The organism is Streptomyces sp. L500 (genome assembly GCF_054551825.1).
In genome coordinates this window covers 67,985-86,750 of record NZ_JBTOLC010000026.1, presented here as the reverse complement: position 1 = coordinate 86,750, position 18,766 = coordinate 67,985, and the positions used below count along the sequence as shown (strand labels likewise).

The 18,766-nt window shown below is 73.3% G+C and carries 16 protein-coding genes; 15 read left to right on the top strand and 1 reads right to left on the bottom strand.

Annotated features, from left to right (window positions below):
- From ACX9I7_RS22505 to ACX9I7_RS22465, 9 genes are all read left to right on the top strand, one after another.
- Positions 1-861, top strand: an 861-nt coding sequence (locus ACX9I7_RS22505; protein WP_459388321.1) for an ATP-binding protein, incomplete at its 5' end; no start/stop codon positions are given.
- A 92-nt stretch (positions 862-953) separates the two neighbouring features.
- Complete coding sequence (locus ACX9I7_RS22500; protein WP_387576503.1) at positions 954-2,135, top strand: quinone-dependent dihydroorotate dehydrogenase; 1,182 nt, start codon at positions 954-956, stop codon at positions 2,133-2,135.
- On the top strand, positions 2,132-2,980 hold the full coding sequence (pyrF, locus tag ACX9I7_RS22495; RefSeq protein ID WP_387576337.1) for an orotidine-5'-phosphate decarboxylase: 849 nt from the start codon (positions 2,132-2,134) through the stop codon (positions 2,978-2,980). The genes ACX9I7_RS22500 and pyrF overlap by 4 nt, the downstream gene beginning before the upstream one ends.
- A 278-nt stretch (positions 2,981-3,258) precedes the next feature.
- Positions 3,259-3,582: an integration host factor gene (locus ACX9I7_RS22490; RefSeq protein ID WP_126913308.1), complete on the top strand. Its 324-nt coding sequence runs from the start codon at positions 3,259-3,261 to the stop codon at positions 3,580-3,582.
- 96 nt (positions 3,583-3,678) lie between these two features.
- The gene (gmk, locus tag ACX9I7_RS22485; protein ID WP_459388320.1) at positions 3,679-4,269 is read left to right on the top strand and encodes a guanylate kinase; all 591 of its coding nucleotides are present in this window, start codon (positions 3,679-3,681) and stop codon (positions 4,267-4,269) included.
- A gap of 34 nt (positions 4,270-4,303) precedes the next feature.
- Positions 4,304-4,576, top strand: coding sequence for a DNA-directed RNA polymerase subunit omega (rpoZ, locus tag ACX9I7_RS22480; protein ID WP_126913306.1), 273 nt, complete (start codon positions 4,304-4,306; stop codon positions 4,574-4,576).
- Between the two features lie 121 nt (positions 4,577-4,697).
- On the top strand, positions 4,698-5,906 hold the full coding sequence (gene coaBC / locus ACX9I7_RS22475; protein WP_459388319.1) for a bifunctional phosphopantothenoylcysteine decarboxylase/phosphopantothenate--cysteine ligase CoaBC: 1,209 nt from the start codon (positions 4,698-4,700) through the stop codon (positions 5,904-5,906).
- A 186-nt stretch (positions 5,907-6,092) separates the two neighbouring features.
- The gene (metK, locus tag ACX9I7_RS22470) at positions 6,093-7,301 is read left to right on the top strand and encodes a methionine adenosyltransferase (protein ID WP_387576331.1); all 1,209 of its coding nucleotides are present in this window, start codon (positions 6,093-6,095) and stop codon (positions 7,299-7,301) included.
- A 136-nt stretch (positions 7,302-7,437) separates the two neighbouring features.
- On the top strand, positions 7,438-9,588 hold the full coding sequence (locus ACX9I7_RS22465) for a primosomal protein N' (RefSeq protein ID WP_459388318.1): 2,151 nt from the start codon (positions 7,438-7,440) through the stop codon (positions 9,586-9,588).
- 284 nt (positions 9,589-9,872) lie between these two features.
- On the opposite strand, the gene ACX9I7_RS22460 is transcribed toward ACX9I7_RS22465, so the two are convergent.
- Positions 9,873-10,379: a hypothetical protein gene (locus ACX9I7_RS22460; RefSeq protein ID WP_189454015.1), complete on the bottom strand. Its 507-nt coding sequence runs from the start codon at positions 10,377-10,379 to the stop codon at positions 9,873-9,875.
- A gap of 233 nt (positions 10,380-10,612) precedes the next feature.
- Here ACX9I7_RS22460 and fmt point away from each other — a divergent pair, with 233 nt between their 5' ends.
- The 6 genes from fmt (at position 10,613) to ACX9I7_RS22430 (ending at position 18,724) form a co-directional block, all read left to right on the top strand.
- Positions 10,613-11,548: a methionyl-tRNA formyltransferase gene (gene fmt / locus ACX9I7_RS22455; protein ID WP_459388317.1), complete on the top strand. Its 936-nt coding sequence runs from the start codon at positions 10,613-10,615 to the stop codon at positions 11,546-11,548.
- A 61-nt stretch (positions 11,549-11,609) separates the two neighbouring features.
- Entirely contained in the window at positions 11,610-13,046 is a 1,437-nt protein-coding gene (locus ACX9I7_RS22450) for an RsmB/NOP family class I SAM-dependent RNA methyltransferase (protein WP_459388316.1), read from the top strand.
- Between the two features lie 101 nt (positions 13,047-13,147).
- On the top strand, positions 13,148-13,834 hold the full coding sequence (gene rpe, locus ACX9I7_RS22445) for a ribulose-phosphate 3-epimerase (RefSeq protein WP_126913295.1): 687 nt from the start codon (positions 13,148-13,150) through the stop codon (positions 13,832-13,834).
- Between the two features lie 219 nt (positions 13,835-14,053).
- Positions 14,054-15,043 (top strand): sugar-binding transcriptional regulator, encoded by a 990-nt coding sequence (locus ACX9I7_RS22440; RefSeq protein WP_126917888.1) that lies wholly within the window; start codon positions 14,054-14,056, stop codon positions 15,041-15,043.
- Positions 15,044-15,252: 209 nt separating this feature from the next.
- Positions 15,253-16,707 carry a GuaB1 family IMP dehydrogenase-related protein gene (locus ACX9I7_RS22435; protein ID WP_387576322.1) on the top strand — a complete coding sequence of 485 codons (1,455 nt, stop codon included), beginning with the start codon at positions 15,253-15,255 and terminating at the stop codon, positions 16,705-16,707.
- Between the two features lie 349 nt (positions 16,708-17,056).
- Complete coding sequence (locus ACX9I7_RS22430) at positions 17,057-18,724, top strand: amino acid permease (protein ID WP_358622540.1); 1,668 nt, start codon at positions 17,057-17,059, stop codon at positions 18,722-18,724.
- Positions 18,725-18,766 lie beyond the last annotated feature (42 nt).

Genomic DNA, 18,766 nt, shown 5'->3' with positions numbered 1-18,766 from the left:
GAGGCCATCGCCAAGGGCGTCGGCGTCCGCGGCCTGATCAACATCCAGTTCGCCATGGCCGGGGACATCCTCTACGTCCTGGAGGCCAACCCGCGCGCCTCCCGCACCGTCCCCTTCACCTCGAAGGCGACCGCCGTACCGCTGGCCAAGGCCGCCGCCCGGATCTCCCTGGGCGCGACCGTCGCCGAGCTGCGCGCGGAGGGCATGCTGCCGAAGACCGGTGACGGCGGCACCCTGCCGATGGACGCGCCGATCTCCGTCAAGGAGGCCGTGATGCCGTGGTCGCGCTTCCGCGACATCCACGGCCGCGGCGTCGACACCGTCCTCGGCCCGGAGATGCGCTCCACCGGCGAGGTCATGGGCATCGACAACCTCTTCGGCACCGCCTACGCCAAGTCGCAGGCCGGCGCCTACGGCGCGCTGCCCACCAAGGGCCGCGCGTTCGTCTCCGTCGCCAACCGCGACAAGCGCTCGATGATCTTCCCGGCCCGCGAGCTGGTCGCCCACGGCTTCGAGCTGCTGGCCACCTCCGGCACCGCCGAGGTCCTCAAGCGCAACGGCATCAACGCCACCGTCGTGCGCAAGCAGAGCGAGGGCGAGGGCCCGAACGGCGAGAAGACGATCGTCCAGCTGATCCACGACGGGGAGGTCGACCTCATCGTCAACACCCCCTACGGCACGGGCGGCCGCCTCGACGGCTACGAGATCCGCACCGCCGCCGTCGCCCGCGCGGTGCCGTGCCTGACGACGGTCCAGGCGCTCGCCGCCGCCGTCCAGGGCATCGAGGCGCTCAGCCGCGGCGACGTGGGCGTGCGCTCCCTCCAGGAGCACGCCGAGCACCTGACCGCGGCCCGGTCCTGATCCCTCCCGCCCATCCGTCCCCGGCCCTCGGCCGGGGGCGGATGGGCGGCCCCATGGAACCTCCCCTTCGGCTGTGGAAGGCCCGGCACCACATGTACTCCCTGTTCTTCCGACTGTTCTTCCAGCGGATGGATCCCGAGCGAGCCCACCACCTGGCGTTCTCGTGGATCCGCCGGGTGGCCGGCGTCCCGGTGCTGCGCACCTTCGTCGCCGCCGTCCTCGCCCCCCGCCACGCGGCGCTGCGCACCGAGGCCCTCGGCCTGCGGATGCACGGCCCCTTCGGCCTCGCCGCCGGCTTCGACAAGAACGCCGCCGCGATCGACGGCATGGCCATGCTCGGCTTCGACCACGTCGAGATCGGCACCGTCACCGCCCAGCCGCAGCCGGGCAACCCCAAGAAGCGGCTCTTCCGCCTCGTCGCCGACCGCGCCCTGATCAACCGCATGGGCTTCAACAACGACGGCTCGGCGGCCGTGGCGGAGCGCCTGGCGGCCCGCCAGGAGGTCTTTAAGACCACCGTCGGCGTCAACATCGGCAAGACCAAGATCGTGCCGGAGGAGGAGGCCGTCGCCGACTACGTCGCCTCCACCGAGCGCCTGGCCGCCCACGCCGACTACCTCGTCGTCAACGTCTCGTCGCCCAACACGCCCGGGCTGCGCAACCTCCAGGCCACCGAGTCGCTGCGCCCGCTGCTCACGGCCGTCCGCGAGGCCGCCGACCGCACGGTCACCTCGCGCCACGTGCCGCTGCTGGTGAAGATCGCCCCCGATCTCGCCGACGAGGACATCGACGCCGTCGCCGACCTCGCCGTCGAGCTGGGCCTGGACGGCATCATCGCCAACAACACCACCATCGCCCGCGACGGCCTGGGCCTCCGTACCCCGAAGCGCACCGTCGAGGCCATCGGCGCCGGCGGCCTCTCCGGCGCCCCCGTGAAGGCCCGCTCGCTGGCCGTCCTGAGCCGCCTGTACGCCCGTGTGGGCGACCGGATCACCCTGGTGGGCGTCGGGGGCATCGAGACCGCCGACGACGTCTGGGAGCGCATCCTGGCGGGCGCCACGCTGGTCCAGGGCTACAGCGCCTTCATCTACGAGGGCCCCTTCTGGTGCCGGAAGATCCACAAGGGCCTGGCCGAGCGCCTGGCGGCCAGCCCGTACGACACGCTCGCCGAAGCGGTGGGCAGCGCCGTGCCGGGGGCAGGCGTTCCGCAGGGCGGAACGGGTGGGCCCGACGCGACCACCGGCCCGCACACGACCCCGAAGGGAAACCGATGACCACCGAAGCCTTCGGCACCCGCCTGCGCCGCGCCATGGACGAGCGCGGCCCGCTCTGCGTCGGCATCGACCCCCACGCCTCCCTCCTCGCCGACTGGGGCCTGACCGACGACATCGCCGGTCTGGAGCGCTTCACCCACACCGTGGTGGAGGCGCTGGCCGACCGCGTCGCCGTCCTCAAGCCGCAGTCCGCCTTCTTCGAGCGCTTCGGCTCGCGCGGCCTCGCCGTGCTGGAGCGGGCCGTGGCGGACGCCCGGGCCGCCGGGGCGCTGGTGCTGATGGACGCCAAGCGCGGCGACATCGGCTCCACCATGGCCGCCTACGCCGCCACCTACCTCGACCCGGCCTCGCCGCTGTTCTCCGACGCGGTGACCGTCAGCCCCTACCTCGGCTACGGCTCGCTGCGCCCCGCCCTGGACCTGGCCCGGGAGACCGGCGCGGGCGTGTTCGTCCTCGCCCTGACCTCCAACCCGGAGGGTGCCGAGGTGCAGCACGCGGTGCGGGCCGACGGCCGGAGCGTCGCGGCGACCGTCCTGGACCACCTGCGAGCGGAGAACGCCGGAGCGGCCCCCATGGGCTCGTTCGGCGCCGTCGTCGGTGCCACGCTGGGCGACTCGCTGGGCGCGGCGGGTGCGGATCTCGCCATCAACGGTCCGCTCCTGGCCCCCGGCATCGGCGCGCAGGGCGCCACCGCCGCCGACCTGCCGAAGGTCTTCGGCGCGGCCGTGCGGGACGTCGTCCCGAACGTGAGCCGCGGGGTGCTCCGGCACGGCCCCGACGTGGCCGCGCTGCGGGAGAGCGCGGACCGTTTCGCGAGTGAGATCCGCGACGCGGTGGCGGGCTGAGCGACGCCGGTCCCGGCGGGGCGATACGTCCCAGGTCGGCCACAACGGCGAGTTAACGCCAACCGCCAAAGAAATTTGTCGGTCATTATGTCCGGAAAAGTCCTGGTCGAGAGAGTCTGACCAGGACTTTTCGCTTGTTCTCGCTGACTGGAGCGGGATCGGCCGCTAGTCTCCGACGAGAGCGAACGCGCAAGCGCGTTGCTCGTTGCCCCCCAGGTGTGGGCCGACTAGGTTCCTCACCGGTCCGTATCCAGTTCGACTTCCGAGGTGACGTAGGCGTGGCTCTTCCGCCCCTTACCCCTGAACAGCGCGCAGCCGCGCTCGAAAAGGCCGCCGCGGCTCGCCGGGAGCGCGCCGAGGTCAAGAATCGGCTCAAGCACTCCGGCGCCTCTCTGCACGACGTGATCGAGCAGGGCCAGAAGAACGAAGTCATCGGCAAGATGAAGGTCAGTGCCCTCCTGGAGAGTCTCCCCGGGGTGGGCAAGGTCCGTGCCAAGCAGATCATGGAGCGGCTCGGGATCTCCGAGAGCCGTCGTGTGCGCGGCCTCGGCTCCAACCAGATCGCCGCTCTGGAGCGCGAGTTCGGCAGCAAGGCCGCCTGAACCGGCGGCCCCGTCGCGGCGGCCCGGTGGCCGTGACCGCCCCCTCCGGGCGGTCCGGCGTTACCGGGCACTCCCGAGAACCGGGATAATCGCTGCATGAGTACCTCAGTCTCCCGGGGCGCGTCCCCCGTTGCCCCGGCCAGACAACCGCGGCTGACCGTGCTCTCCGGCCCCTCCGGGGTCGGCAAGAGCACGGTCGTCGCCCATATGCGCAAGGCCCACCCCGAGGTGTGGCTCTCGGTGTCCTGCACCACCCGCAAGCCGCGCCCCGGCGAGCAGGAGGGTGTCCAGTACTTCTTCGTCGACGACGAGCAGTTCGACAAGCTCGTCGCCAACGGCGAGCTGCTGGAGTGGGCCGAGTTCGCGGGCAACCGCTACGGCACGCCCCGCAAGGCCGTGCTGGACCGCCTGGAGGTGGGCGAGCCCGTGCTGCTGGAGATCGACCTCCAGGGCGCCCGGCAGGTCCGCGAGACCATGCCGGAGGCCCAGCTGGTCTTCCTCGCGCCGCCGAGCTGGGACGAGCTGGTCCGCCGGCTCACCGGCCGGGGGACCGAGTCGCCCGAGGTCATCGAGCGGCGGCTGGCGGCCGCGAAGGTGGAGCTGGCGGCGGAGTCGGAGTTCGACACCACGCTGGTCAACACCTCCGTCGAGGACGTCGCACGCGAGCTGCTAGCCTTGCTGCGCTGAACATCTTTCTTCACCCCCCTTCGGAAGGCAGAGAGTGTCCTCTTCCATCACCGCGCCCGAGGGCATCATCAACCCGCCGATTGATGAGCTGCTCGAGGCGACCGACTCGAAGTACAGCCTGGTGATCTACGCCGCCAAGCGCGCGCGCCAGATCAACGCGTACTACTCGCAGCTCGGCGAGGGCCTGCTGGAGTACGTGGGCCCGCTGGTGGACACCCACGTCCACGAGAAGCCGCTCTCCATCGCGCTCCGCGAGATCAACGCGGGCCTGCTGACCTCCGAGGCCGTCGAGGCCCCGGCGGCGTAAGCACCGTCGTATTCGTTCGTCATCGAGGGCCCGGCAGCGCGTCTGCCGGGCCCTTGGTGTGTCATTGGACAGTGCGCACACGTGTACGTGCGTACGGGGATCGTGGGGAGAAGCGAGAGCGATGGACAAGCCCAACGTCGTCCTGGGGGTCAGCGGCGGGATCGCCGCCTACAAGGCGTGCGAGCTGCTGCGCCGCCTCACCGAGTCGGGTCATGACGTCCGGGTGGTGCCCACCGCGTCCGCCCTGAACTTCGTGGGCGAGGCGACCTGGTCCGCGCTGTCCGGCCACCCCGCCGGCACCGAGGTGTGGGAAAGCGTCCACGAGGTGCCGCACGTGCGGATCGGCCAGCGGGCCGACCTCGTCGTCGTCGCCCCCGCGACCGCCGACATGCTGGCCAAGGCCGCCCACGGCCTCGCCGACGACCTGCTGACCAATACGCTCCTCACCGCCCGCTGCCCGGTCGTCTTCGCCCCGGCGATGCACACCGAGATGTGGGAGAACCCGGCCACCCAGGAGAACGTGGCGACGCTGCGCCGCCGCGGCGCGATCGTCATCGAGCCCGCCGTGGGCCGGCTGACCGGCGTCGACACCGGCAAGGGCCGGCTGCCCGACCCCGGCGAGATCTTCGAGGTCTGCCGCCGGGTCCTGGCGCGCGGCGCGGAGGGCATGGCCGCCGACCTCGCGGGCCGCCACGTCGTGGTGAGCGCGGGCGGCACCCGGGAGCCCCTGGACCCCGTGCGCTACCTGGGGAACCGTTCCTCCGGCAAGCAGGGCTACGCCCTCGCCCGGACCGCCGTCGCCCGGGGCGCCCGGGTCACCCTGGTCGCCGCCAACAGCGAGCTGCCCGACCCCGCCGGCGCCGACGTGGTGCGCGTGGGGACGGCGGTGCAGCTGCGGGAGGCCGTGCTCAAGGCCGCGGCGGACGCCGATGCCGTGGTGATGGCCGCGGCGGTCGCGGACTTCCGGCCCGCCAGCTACGCCGAAGGAAAGATCAAGAAGCGGGACGGGCGGGAGCCGGAGCCGGTCGCGCTGGTGCGCAACCCGGACGTCCTCGCCGAGCTCTCGGCGGACCGCCCCCGCCCCGGCCAGGTCGTCGTCGGCTTCGCCGCCGAGACCGACCACGTGCTGGAGAACGGCCGCGCCAAGCTCGCCCGCAAGGGCTGCGACCTGCTGGTCGTCAATGAGGTGGGGGAGCGGAAGACATTCGGCTCCGAGCGGAACGAGGCCGTCGTGCTCGCCCCCGACGGCACCGAGACCCCGGTCCCGTACGGCCCCAAGGAAGCCCTCGCGGACACGGTCTGGGACCTCGTCGTCCCCCGTCTCGGCTGACGCCCGACGGGCACAGCCTATACAGTTTTTGTGACGGGAGTCACAGACCGTGCCCAATGTCATCCGGGGCGGGATGTCCTGCCGGTGACGATGCCAGATAAACTGGCTACGGATCCGAGTCGAGCGCAGCTCTCGGCCGGATCTGTCAATGCTCAGACAGCAGCCGCTGCAACCCCAGGGAGCGATGTGTCCCGCCGCCTGTTCACCTCGGAGTCCGTGACCGAGGGTCACCCCGACAAGATCGCTGATCAGATCAGCGACTCCATTCTCGACGCCCTCCTCAAGGAGGACCCGACGTCCCGCGTCGCCGTCGAGACGCTCATCACCACCGGCCTGGTGCACGTCGCCGGCGAGGTGACCACGAAGGCCTACGCGCCGATCGCCACGCTCGTGCGCAACAAGATCCTCGAGATCGGCTACGACTCGTCCAAGAAGGGCTTCGACGGCGCCTCCTGCGGCGTCTCGGTCTCCATCGGCGCGCAGTCCCCCGACATCGCCCAGGGCGTCGACACCGCCTACGAGACCCGCGTCGAGGGCGACGAGGACGAGCTCGACAAGCAGGGCGCCGGCGACCAGGGCCTGATGTTCGGCTTCGCCTGCGACGAGACGCCGAACCTGATGCCGCTCCCGATCGAGCTCGCGCACCGGCTCTCGCGCCGCCTGTCCGAGGTCCGCAAGAACGGCACCATCCCGTACCTGCGCCCGGACGGCAAGACCCAGGTCACCATCGAGTACGACGGCAACAAGGCCGTGCGCCTGGACACCGTTGTCGTCTCCTCGCAGCACGCCTCCGACATCGACCTGGACTCGCTGCTCGCGCCCGACATCCGCGAGTTCGTCGTCGAGCACGTGCTCAAGCAGCTCGTCGAGGACGGCATCAAGCTCGACACCGACGGCTACCGCCTCCTGGTGAACCCCACCGGCCGCTTCGAGATCGGCGGCCCCATGGGCGACGCCGGCCTCACCGGCCGCAAGATCATCATCGACACCTACGGCGGCATGGCCCGCCACGGTGGCGGCGCCTTCTCCGGCAAGGACCCGTCCAAGGTCGACCGCTCCGCCGCGTACGCGATGCGCTGGGTCGCCAAGAACGTCGTCGCCGCCGGTCTGGCCGCGCGCTGCGAGGTCCAGGTCGCCTACGCGATCGGCAAGGCCGAGCCCGTCGGTCTCTTCGTCGAGACCTTCGGCACCCACACGGTCGACACCGACAAGATCGAGAACGCCATCGCCGAGGTCTTCGACCTCCGCCCGGCCGCGATCATCCGCGACCTCGACCTGCTCCGCCCGATCTACGCCCAGACCGCCGCGTACGGCCACTTCGGCCGCGAGCTCCCCGACTTCACCTGGGAGCGCACCGACCGCGTCGACGCGCTGCGCAAGGCGGCGGGGCTGTAAGTCCCGCGCCCGCCCGTGACGGACGGCCCCGGACCGAGGAATCGGTCCGGGGCCGTCCGCGTGCCCGGCACCGGCCCGTACCGCGGTCCGTCGGGCTCGGCCGCCGCTGTCAGTGGGGTCTGGTAGGACTGGGGCTGTGAGCAGCGAGAACGGGCGGTCGGAGCGGGAGGCTCCCGAGGTGGAGCAGCTCGCGCTGATCCGGGAGAGCGTGCGCAAGGCCAAGGTGCCGCGGGCCAAGCCGCGGACGTGGCGGGGGGCCGTGCTGGCCAAGGAGCTGCCCGTCGCCCGGGTGCTGGTCGACAAGGGGCCGGTCCATCTCGACCGGCTGTGGGATTACGCCGTCCCCGCCGAGCTGGACGCCGAGGCCCGGCCCGGGGTGCGGGTGCGGGTGCGCTTCGGCGCGGGCACGCGGAACGTGCGGGGCGGGCGCCGGGAGGGGGGCGGGCTGCTCGACGGGTTCATCGTGGAGCGGGTCGCCGAATCCGAGTACCAGGGCCCGCTGGCCGCGCTCGCGCAGGTGCTGTCGCCCGAGCCGGTGCTGAGCCCCGCGCTGCTGGGCCTCTGCCGGTCCGTCGCCGACCGGTACGCGGGCTCGCTCGCGGACGTGCTGCAGCTGGCCGTGCCGCCCCGGCACGCCCGGATCGAGGCCGAGCCGTCGCCCGGCCCGGCGCCGCGCCCCGCCGCGCCCGAGCCCGGCGGCTGGGCGCGGTACCCGACCGGGCCCGCCTACCTCCAGGCCGTCGCCCGGGGCGACGCCCCCCGCGCGGTGTGGACGGCGCTGCCCGGGCCCCACTGGCCGGGAGAGCTGGCCCGGGCCGCCGCCGCCGCGCTCTCGGCGGGGCGCGGGGCGCTGATCGTCGTGCCCGACGGCCGGACGGCCGCCCGGGTGGACGCCGCGCTCGGCGAGCTGCTGGGCGCCGGGCGCCATGTGCTGCTCACCGCCGACACGGGCCCCGAGGAGCGCTACCGCCGCTGGCTCGCCGTCAGCCGCGGCGCGGTACGGGCCGTGGTCGGCACCCGCGCCGCGATGTTCGCTCCCGTCCGGGACCTCGGCCTCGTGGCCATCTGGGACGACGGCGACTCCAGCCACAGCGAGCCGCACGCGCCCCAGCCGCACGCCCGTGAGGTGCTGCTGCTGAGGGCCGCCCACGAGAAGGCGGCGTTCCTGCTGGGCGGTTTCGGCTGCACGGTGGAGGCCGCCCAGCTGGTGGAGACCGGCTGGGCCCTGCCCCTGGCCGCCGCCCGCGAGCGGATCCGCGTCACCGCCCCCCGGATCCGCACGGTCGGGGAGGCCGACGAGGCGCGGGACGCCGCCGCGCGGGCAGCCCGGCTGCCCACGGTGGCCTGGGAGGTCGCCCGGGAGGGCCTCAAGCACGGGCCCGTGCTGGTGCAGGTGCCGCGTCGGGGCTATGTGCCCCGGCTGGCCTGCGAGCGCTGCCGCGAGCCCGCCCGCTGCGCGCACTGCGCCGGGCCGCTGGAGGCCCGTGCCGGGGACGATGGCCTGCTCCATTGCGGCTGGTGCGGGGAGGAGGCCCGGGACTGGCACTGCGGCGAGTGCGGCGGCTTCCGGCTGCGCGCCCAGGTCGTGGGCGCCCGGCGGACCGCCGAGGAGCTGGGCCGCGCGTTTCCGGCCGTGCCCGTGCGCACGTCCGGGCGCGATCACATCCTGGACTCCGTCCCGGACCGGCCCGCGATCGTCGTCTCCACGCCGGGCGCCGAGCCCGTCGCCGAGGGCGCCGGCTACGCGGCGGCCCTGCTGCTCGACGGCTGGGCCCTCCTCGGCCGCCCCGACCTGCGGGCGGGGGAGGAGGCGCTGCGCCGCTGGCTGGGCGCGGCCGCGCTGGTGCGGGGGCAGGAGGCCGGCGGCACGGTCGTCGTCGTGGCCGAGCCGACGCTGCGGCCCGTGCAGGCCCTCGTCCGCTGGGACCCGGCCGGGCACGCGGTGCGCGAGCTGGCCGACCGGGCGGAGCTGGGCTTTCCGCCGGTCTCGCGGATGGCGGCGGTCGCGGGGCCGCCGGCCGCCGTCGCGGAGCTGATCGCCATGGCGGAGCTGCCGGAGGGGACGGAGGTGCTCGGGCCCGTCCCGCTGCCGCCGCCCCCGCCGGGGCGGCCGCGGCGGGCGGGCGACCCTCCGCCGGGTGAGCACTGGGAGCGCGCCCTGCTCCGGGTGCGGCCCGGGCAGGGCGCGGCGCTGGCGGCCGCGCTCAAGACGGCGCAGGCGATACGGCTGGCTCGGCGGGAGGGGGAGCCGGTGCGGTTGCGGGTGGATCCGCCGGACATCGGGTGAGCGGCCCCGTGCCGGGCGCCCTGCAGGTCCCGTGCCGGGCGTGCCCTGGGCGTCGGTGCCCGTGGTGTGCTGGGCGCCCATGTCCCGTCGCCGCGGGGATCGGCCACGACGGTGGAGTTCGGCGGTGCCGGACTGGGCTCGGCCCGGTGGGTTCCCCGCTTGTGGGCTGTTCGGCACCGCCGGGCTCGCTGGTGGGGGTGCCCGCCGTCGCGGCGGGGAGAAGGCCCCAGTCCCGCCCCTTCACCGTTTCCCGGGGCTGCGCCCCGGCCCCCGGACCGGGGGAATCAGCCGTTGCGGGGGCCCGGGAACGCCGAGGCGCGCGGCTCCTCGCGGTGGGCGCCCGGCTGGCCCGGGACCGTGCGGGCCGCCGGGACGATGGGTACGGGCGCGGGCTCCGCGGTGCGGACGGAGGACTCGGACGGCTCGGCCGTGGCCTGCGCGCCCGCGCGGCGCGCCCCGTAACGGCGGTGGACCGCCTGCTTGGTGACGCCGAGCGCCGAACCCACCGCGTCCCACGAGAAGCCCAGCGAACGGTCGAAGTCCACCGCCGCCGTGACCAGCGTCTCGACGCTGTCCCGCAGCTCCTGCGCCAGCCGGACGGTGGGCGCGGGGGCGCGGCCGTAGACGACGAAGCCGGCTGACGGGCCGGTGCGGCGCGGCCGGTAGACGTTGCCCAGCTGGGCGGTGAGGGTGCGCAGCGCGTCCACCTGGCGGCGGACCCTCTCGATGTCCCGGACCAGAAGATGCAGGCTGGCCCGTGCCTGGGCGTCGTGGGTTGCGTGGTCGGGCATGAACAAGCCTCTCGGACCGGCGGTTAACGGGACGTTGGGGTAGGAGAACGGAAGCGGGCCGCGGTTGCGGCCCGTTTCGGTCAATCTCTCTTGACCCAACGCGCCACGGGCCGCTGGGTCACGGTATGGGGGCGTACATCCGCCGGAATGGGGCGCGTATCAGCCCGCACGCCCCCGGGGCCGGGCCGCCTCTAGACTGAGACGCCGCTCACCAGAGAGGTAGTCCGCCACCCATGAGGCTCGTCTTCGCCGGTACCCCCGAGGTCGCCGTACCCGCCCTCGACGCCCTGATCGCCTCGGACCGGCACGAGGTCGTCGCCGTCGTCACCCGGCCCGACGCGCCCGCCGGGCGCGGCCGCCGGCTGGTCGCCAGCCCCGTCGCCGAGCGCGCCGAGGAGGCCGGCATCGAGGTGCTCAAGCCCGTCCGGCCGCGTGATGAGGACTTCCTCGCCCGGCTGCGGGAGATCGCCCCCGACTGCTGCCCCGTCGTCGCCTACGGCGCCCTGCTGCCCAAGGCCGCCCTGGAGATCCCGACCCACGGGTGGGTGAATCTCCACTTCTCGCTGCTGCCCGCGTGGCGCGGCGCCGCCCCCGTGCAGCACTCGATCCTGGCCGGTGACGACATGACCGGCGCCTCCACGTTCCAGATCGAGGAGGGCCTGGACTCCGGCCCCGTCTACGGCGTGCTGACCGAGCACATCCGCCCCACCGACACCAGCGGCGATCTGCTGACGCGGCTCGCCTTCGCCGGCTCCGGGCTGCTCGCCGCGACCATGGACGGCATCGAGGACGGCACGCTCAAGGCCGTGCCGCAGCCCGCGGACGGCATCACGCTCGCCCCGAAGATCAGCGTCGAGGACGCCCGGATCGACTGGGCCGCGCCCGCCCTGCGCGTCGACCGCGTCGTACGCGGCTGCGCCCCGGCGCCCGGCGCCTGGACGACCTTCCGCGGCGAGCGCCTGAAGGTCATGTCCGTGGCGCTCGACCCCGCCCGTACGGAGCTCGCGCCCGGCGAGATCGCCACCGCCAAGAACTCCCTCCACGTGGGCACCGGCTCCCACGCCGTCCGGCTCCAGTGGGTCCAGCCGCAGGGCAAGAAGCCGATGCAGGCGGCCGACTGGGCGCGCGGCGTGCGCATCGCCCCGGGGGAGAAGCTCGGCGGCGAGTGAGCCCCCAAGTGATCCGGCGTAGGCTGGAGCTCCTCATCACCCCAGCTCCGGAGCACCTTTCGTGAACGACCAGGCCCCTCGCAAGCGCCCCGCAAAGCCCTATCGCCGGCCCAAGAAGGACCCGGTGCGGATACTCGCCTTCGAGGCGCTGCGGGCCGTCGACGAGCGGGACGCGTACGCGAACCTGGTGCTCCCGCCGCTGCTCCGCAAGGCTCGGGAGAAGGAGGGCTTCGAGGCGCGTGACGCGGCCCTCGCCACCGAGCTCGTCTACGGGACGCTGCGCCGCCAGGGCACCTACGACGCGATCATCGCCGCGTGCGTGGACCGCCCGCTGCGCGAGGTCGACCCGCCGGTGCTGGACGTCCTGAGCCTCGGCGCCCACCAGCTGCTCGGCACCCGCATCCCCACGCACGCGGCGGTCTCGGCCACCGTCGAGCTGGCCCGGGTGGTGCTCGGCGACGGGCGGGCCAAGTTCGTCAACGCCGTCCTGCGCAAGATCTCCGCCCATGAGCTGGACGGCTGGCTGGAGAAGGTCGCCCCGCCCTACGAGGACGACCCGGAGGAGCACCTCGCCGTCGTCCACTCCCACCCGCGCTGGATCGTCTCCGCGCTGTGGGACGCGCTCGGCGGCGGCCGGGCCGGCATCGAGGACCTGCTGGAGGCGGACAACGAGCGCCCCGAGGTCACCCTCGTCGCCCGCCCCGGCCGGGCCACGACCGACGAGCTGATCGCCGCCGCCGGTGAGGACTCCGCCCTGCCCGGCCGCTGGTCGCCCTGCGCGGTCCGGCTCGCCGAGGGCGGCGAGCCCGGCGCGCTGGAGGCCGTCCGCGAGGGGCGCGCGGGCGTCCAGGACGAGGGCAGCCAGCTGATCGCCCTCGCCCTCGCCGACGTCCCCGTCGACGGGCCGGACGAACGCTGGCTGGACGGCTGCGCGGGCCCCGGCGGCAAGGCCGCCCTGCTCGGGGCGCTCGCTGCGCGGCGTGGAGCGGCGCTGCTGGCGTCCGAGAAGCAGCCGCACCGGGCCCGCCTCGTGGCCCGCGCCCTGGCCGGCAACCCCGGCCCGTACGAGGTCATCGCCGCGGACGGCACGCGTCCGCCGTGGCGCGAGGGGTCCTTCGACCGGGCCCTGGTCGACGTGCCCTGCTCGGGTCTGGGCGCCCTGCGCCGCCGCCCCGAGGCCCGCTGGCGGCGCCGCCCCGAGGACCTGGCCGGCTTCGCCCCGCTGCAGCGCGGGCTGCTGCGCGAGGCGCTGCGTTCCGTGCGCGTCGGCGGTGTCGTCGGCTACGCCACCTGCTCGCCGCACCTGGCGGAGACGCGGGCCGTCGTCGAGGACGTGCTGCGCGGCCGTGGCGGCGAGGCCCCGCCCGCCGAATGGATCGACGCCCGTCCCTTCATGCAGGGCGTGCCGGTGCTGGGCGACGGCCCGGACGTCCAGCTGTGGCCGCATCTGCACGGCACGGACGCGATGTACCTGGCGCTGCTGCGCCGCACGGGCTGACCTCCCGGCCGGGCCGCCTTCCCGGGGCTCCGGCCCCGGGCCCCCGGGGCCGGGGCGGCCCCGTGTCAAAGACAACGCCCGCGACATGGCAGGCTTGGGGCATGGCAGTACAGATCAACCCCAGCATCCTTTCCGCGGATTTCGCCCGCCTCGCCGACGAGGCGCAGGCCGTGCGGGGCGCCGACTGGCTCCACGTCGATGTGATGGACAATCACTTCGTCCCCAATCTGACGCTCGGCGTGCCGATCGTCGAGTCGCTGCTCAAGGCGACCGACACGCCGCTGGACTGCCATCTGATGATCGAGGACCCGGACCGCTGGGCGCCGCAGTACGCGGAGGTGGGCGCCGGGTCGGTGACCTTCCACGCGGAGGCGGCCCACGCGCCCGTGCGGCTGGCGCGGGAGATCCGGCGGCTGGGGGCCCGGGCGTCGATGGCGCTCAAGCCCGCCACGCCCATCGAGCCCTTCGAGGACCTGCTCCCCGAGCTCGACATGCTGCTGATCATGACCGTCGAGCCGGGCTTCGGCGGCCAGTCGTTCCTCGACATCATGCTGCCCAAGATCCGCCGCACCCGTGAGCTGATCTCGCGCCACAACCTCCCCATCTGGCTCCAGGTGGACGGGGGCGTCTCGGCCGCCACCATCGAGCGGTGCGCGGAGGCGGGCGCGGACGTATTCGTGGCCGGCTCCGCCGTCTACGGTATGGACGACCCGGCGGAGGCCGTACGCGCCCTGCGCACGCAGGCGGAGCGGGCCACCCTCGGCGCGCCCTGGGCCTGCGCACACTGAGCGGCCCGCGCCGCTCGCCCGAATTGCTGAGGGCCGAGGTCAAGGTCTGATCGCGGACCGTCGAATCTGACAGGATGACATCGGGTCCACGCGTCACAGCGGGACACCTTCGGCAGAAACAGCTACACCCACCCCAGTAGCTACCCACGCGGTAGCAGCAAGCTTGACCACAGTAGTGAGGAGACCGCGGTGTCGACGGGCGGCCGTTCAGCCACGCCTATGGGGCCCGCCGAGCTGGTGCAGGCGGCCGCGATGGCCCGCCGTTTCTACCTCGAGGGCAAGTCGAAGATCCAGATCGCCGAGGAGTTCGGCGTGAGCCGCTTCAAGGTGGCCCGGGTGCTGGAGACGGCGCTCGAGCGCGACCTGGTGCGGATCGAGATCCGGGTGCCGGCCGAGCTGGACGCGGAGCGCTCCGACGCGCTGCGCGCCCGCTACGGCCTGCGCCACGCGGTCGTGGTGGAGTCCCCGGCCGACGCCGCCGACGACGCCGCCGACCCGGAGAACCTCGGCGAGGTCGCGGCCGGCCTGCTCGGCGAGCTGGTCCACGAGGGCGATGTGCTCGGCCTCGCCTGGGGCCGCTCCACCATCCACATGGCCGCCGCCCTCCACCGGCTGCCCCCCTGCACGGTGGTCCAGCTCACCGGTGTCTACGACGCGGGCACCGCCGAGCGCGGCTCGGTGGAGGCCGTCCGCCGGGCCGCCCAGGTCTCCGGCGGCGAGGCCCACCCGATCTACGCCCCGATGCTGCTGCCGGACACGGCCACCGCCGCCGCCCTGCGCGGCCAGACGGGCATCGCCCGGGCCTTCGAGTACTTCGACCGGGTCACCGTCGCGGCCGTGTCCATCGGCTCCTGGGAGTCGGGCGTCTCCACGGTCTACGACATGCTCACCGAGGAGGAGCGCGAGCACTACGCCTCGCTCGGCGCGACTGCGGAGATGTCCGCGCACCTCTTCGACGCCGAGGGCCGCCGCATCGGCCGGGACCTGGGCGAGCGCTGCATCACCGTCGAGGCCGACCGGCTGCGCCGCATACCGGAGGTCGTCGCGATCGCCGGCGGGCTGCGCAAGGCGGCGGCGATCGGCGCGGTGCTCCGCTCCGGCCTGGTCACCAGCCTGGTCACGGACACCGCCGCCGCCGACTTCCTCCTCCACGAGACGGGCCCGGGCCCCCGCCCGGCCCTGGACCGCACCGATCCGGACGGCGCGTAGCGGCCGCGCGACCGGCGCTCCCACGGCCGCGCGGACCCGGTTTCACGGGGGTCCGCGCAGGTCAGCGGCGGGGCTTGGAGGATCGGCCAAGGCCCTCCCGGACAGCCCTGGAGGTTCGGGACTGGCCAGGTGCCCCGGTCGGCATGTGAGAATGAAGTACGTGCTTTTCCCTCGGCATGCCTTGTCGGGGGTCACCTCGAACGACTGGGATGTATCAGCACGTGCGTTTCCTCAATGACCAGAAGCCGCCGTACGACCTGACGTACGACGATGTGTTCATGGTGCCGAGCCGCTCCGCGGTCGGCTCCCGCCAGGGTGTGGACCTCTCCGCCCCGGACGGGACGGGCACCACCATTCCGCTCGTGGTCGCGAACATGACCGCGATCGCCGGCCGCCGCATGGCGGAGACGGTCGCCCGCCGCGGTGGCCTCGTCGTCATCCCGCAGGACATTCCGATCGAGGTCGTCACCGAGGTCATCTCCTGGGTCAAGGGCCGTCACCACGTGCTCGACACCCCGATCGTGCTGGCCCCCACCCAGACCGTCGCCGACGCGCTGTCCCTGCTGCCGAAGCGGGCCCACGGCGCCGGCGTCGTCGTCGACGCGGACCACCGCCCCGTCGGTGTCGTCACCGAGCACGACCTGTCCGGTGTGGACCGCTTCACCCAGCTGTCCGAGGTCATGTCCAAGGAGCTGCTGCTCCTCGACGCCGACATCGACCCGCGCGAGGCCTTCAACCAGCTCGACGCCGCGCACCGCAAGCTGGCCCCGGCCGTGGACAAGGACGGCAAGCTCGCCGGCATCCTGACCCGCAAGGGCGCCCTGCGCGCGACGCTGTACACCCCGGCCGTCGACAAGGACGGCAAGCTGCGCATCGCCGCCGCCGTCGGCATCAACGGCGACGTGGCCGGCAAGGCCAAGGCCCTGCTGGACGCCGGCGCCGACACCATCGTCGTGGACACCGCCCACGGCCACCAGGAGTCGATGATCTCCGCGATCAAGGCCGTCCGGTCGCTCGACCCGAACGTCCCGATCGTCGCGGGCAACATCGTCGCCGCCGAGGGCGTGCGCGACCTCATCGAGGCCGGCGCGGACATCATCAAGGTCGGTGTGGGCCCGGGTGCCATGTGCACCACCCGCATGATGACCGGCGTGGGCCGCCCGCAGTTCTCCGCGGTGCTGGAGTGCGCCGCCGAGGCCAAGAAGTACGGCAAGCACGTCTGGGCCGACGGTGGCGTCCGTCACCCGCGCGACGTGGCCATGGCGCTGGCCGCCGGTGCCTCCAACGTCATGATCGGCTCCTGGTTCGCCGGGACGTACGAGTCCCCGGGCGACCTCCAGCAGACGGCCGACGGCCGCCTCTACAAGGAGTCCTTCGGCATGGCCTCGGCCCGTGCCGTGCGCAACCGCACCTCCGAGGAGTCCGCCTACGACCGGGCCCGCAAGGGTCTGTTCGAGGAGGGCATCTCCACCTCCCGCATGTTCCTCGACCCGACCCGCCCGGGCGTCGAGGACCTGATCGACTCGATCATCGCGGGTGTCCGTTCCTCCTGCACCTACGCGGGCGCGGGCTCCCTGGAGGAGTTCGCCGAGCGTGCCGTCGTCGGCGTCCAGAGCGCCGCCGGCTACGCCGAGGGCAAGCCGCTGCACGCCAGCTGGCAGTAGTCACGCACCGCCCGTGAAGGGGCGCGATCCGGTTCGCCGGGTCGCGCCCCTTTTTTGCTGCCCCTGTACCGATTCATAACACCGTGCGCAATGATTCACTGATAAGGGCCCCCCGACGCAATGATCGAACGGGCATACGCAAGAATGGTGCATTACGAGCGCGGGCCCTCACCTCGTAAGGTCTGCGCAGAACGTGGAGTGGCGGATACCGCTTGCTCGGCGGTACCCCCTCGCTACGGGTTTGCTCTGCCATGCCGGCGCGCCCTGGGACCGCCGCGCCGTCGCTCCCGACCGGCCACCCCCCGACCGGGAATCATGAAACGGAGCGACCCCTGTGGGATCGACCCCAGTGTTGGACAAAGGCGCATCACCGGCCCTGACCGGTGACGCCAGGCGTGCCCCGCTGCCGACCGCCGGCTTCGGCACCCGCCTGATGCGCCGCAAGCCTGTCGAGCGCCTGGTCGCCGAGGGCGGCCAGGGCGAGGGCGGCTCGCTGCGCCGCTCGCTCGGCATGTGGCAGCTGACGATGATCAGCATCGGCGCCACCCTGGGCACCGGCATCTTCGTGGTGCTGGGCGAGGCCGTGCCCAAGGCCGGCCCCGCCGTGGTGATCTCCTTTGTGATCGCCGGTCTCACCGCGCTCTTCTCGGCCCTGTCCTACGCCGAGCTCGCCGGCACCATCCCGGTCTCCGGATCCTCGTACTCGTACGCCTACGCCACCATGGGCGAGGTCGTCGCCTGGGTCTGCGGCTGGTGCCTGATCCTGGAGTACGGCGTCTCCGTCGCGGCCGTCGCCGTCGGCTGGGGCCAGTACCTCAACGAGCTCCTCCAGGGCACCCTCGGCGTCACCATCCCGGCGTGGATGGCCAACCCGCCCGGTACGGACGGCGGCGTCTTCAACCTGCCGGCCCTGCTCGTCGTGCTGCTGTGCATGGCGTTCCTGCTGGGCGGCGCCAAGGAGAGCGCCCGCGCCAACGCCATCATGGTCGGCGTGAAGATCGTGGCCCTGCTGCTCTTCTGCGCCGTGGCCTTCACCGGCATCCGCGCCGGCAACTACGCCCCCTTCATGCCGCTCGGCCTCGGCGGCGTCAGCGCCGCGGGCGCCAGCCTGTTCTTCTCCTACATCGGCTTCGACGCCGCGTCGACGGCCGGTGAGGAGGCGAAGGACCCCAAGAAGGACCTGCCCAAGGCGATCATGCTCTCCCTGCTGATCGTCACGGCCCTCTACGTCCTGGTCGCGGCCGTCGCCGTCGGCGCCCTGCCGTGGAAGAAGTTCGAGGGCTCCGAGGCCGCGCTGGCCGGGATCATGAAGGACGTCACGGGCCAGAGCTTCTGGGCCGTCCTCCTGGCCGCCGGTGCCGTCATCGCCATCGCCAGCGTCGTGCTGACCGTCCTCTACGGCCAGACCCGCATCCTCTTCGCGATGTCCCGCGACGGACTGGTCCCCAAGTCCTTCGCCAAGGTCAACAAGAAGGGCGTCCCGGTCGCCAACACCGTGATCGTCTCGCTCTTCTGCGGCGTCCTCGCCGCCGCCGTGCCGCTCGGCCAGCTCGCGGACGCCACCAGCATCGGCACGCTCTTCGCCTTCGCGCTGGTCAACATCGCCGTCATCGTGCTGCGGTTCACCCGTCCCACCATGAAGCGCAGCTTCCGGGTACCGCTTTCGGGTGTGCGGGTGCCCTTCGGCGACACCACGGTGCCGCTGGCGCCGGTCTTCCCCGCCATCGGCTGCGCCCTGTGCGTCTACATGATGACCAGCCTGGACGTCGTGACCTGGGAGGTCTTCGGCGGCTGGATGCTCATCGGCCTGGTGCTCTACTTCGCCTACGGCATGCGCAGCTCGCGGCTCGCCCGGGAAGCCCGTGGTGAGCTGGGGGCCGCTGTGACCGAGGTGGCCCAGGAGGCGCCCGAGGCGGCGCCGAAGGCGGCGGTGAAGACCGCCCAGGCCCCCGCGAAGGCCGCGAAGCCGGCGGCGAAGCGTTCCGCCAAGTCCCGGAAGCCCGCCAACAGGAAGTGATCTTCTTCCGCGCCGCCCTATGATCCCTGGCTGCCGGGTCCG

Coding starts and splice junctions, on each gene's coding strand:
- ACX9I7_RS22440 (WP_126917888.1), top strand. CDS start 14,054: ATGGGGCCCGCCGAGCTGGTGCAGGCGGCCGCGATGGCCCGCCGTTTC.
- ACX9I7_RS22435 (WP_387576322.1), top strand. CDS start 15,253: ATGTATCAGCACGTGCGTTTCCTCAATGACCAGAAGCCGCCGTACGAC.
- gmk (WP_459388320.1), top strand. CDS start 3,679: ATGAGTACCTCAGTCTCCCGGGGCGCGTCCCCCGTTGCCCCGGCCAGA.
- coaBC (WP_459388319.1), top strand. CDS start 4,698: ATGGACAAGCCCAACGTCGTCCTGGGGGTCAGCGGCGGGATCGCCGCC.
- ACX9I7_RS22500 (WP_387576503.1), top strand. CDS start 954: ATGTACTCCCTGTTCTTCCGACTGTTCTTCCAGCGGATGGATCCCGAG.
- fmt (WP_459388317.1), top strand. CDS start 10,613: ATGAGGCTCGTCTTCGCCGGTACCCCCGAGGTCGCCGTACCCGCCCTC.
- pyrF (WP_387576337.1), top strand. CDS start 2,132: ATGACCACCGAAGCCTTCGGCACCCGCCTGCGCCGCGCCATGGACGAG.
- rpe (WP_126913295.1), top strand. CDS start 13,148: ATGGCAGTACAGATCAACCCCAGCATCCTTTCCGCGGATTTCGCCCGC.
- ACX9I7_RS22460 (WP_189454015.1), bottom strand. CDS start 10,379: ATGCCCGACCACGCAACCCACGACGCCCAGGCACGGGCCAGCCTGCAT.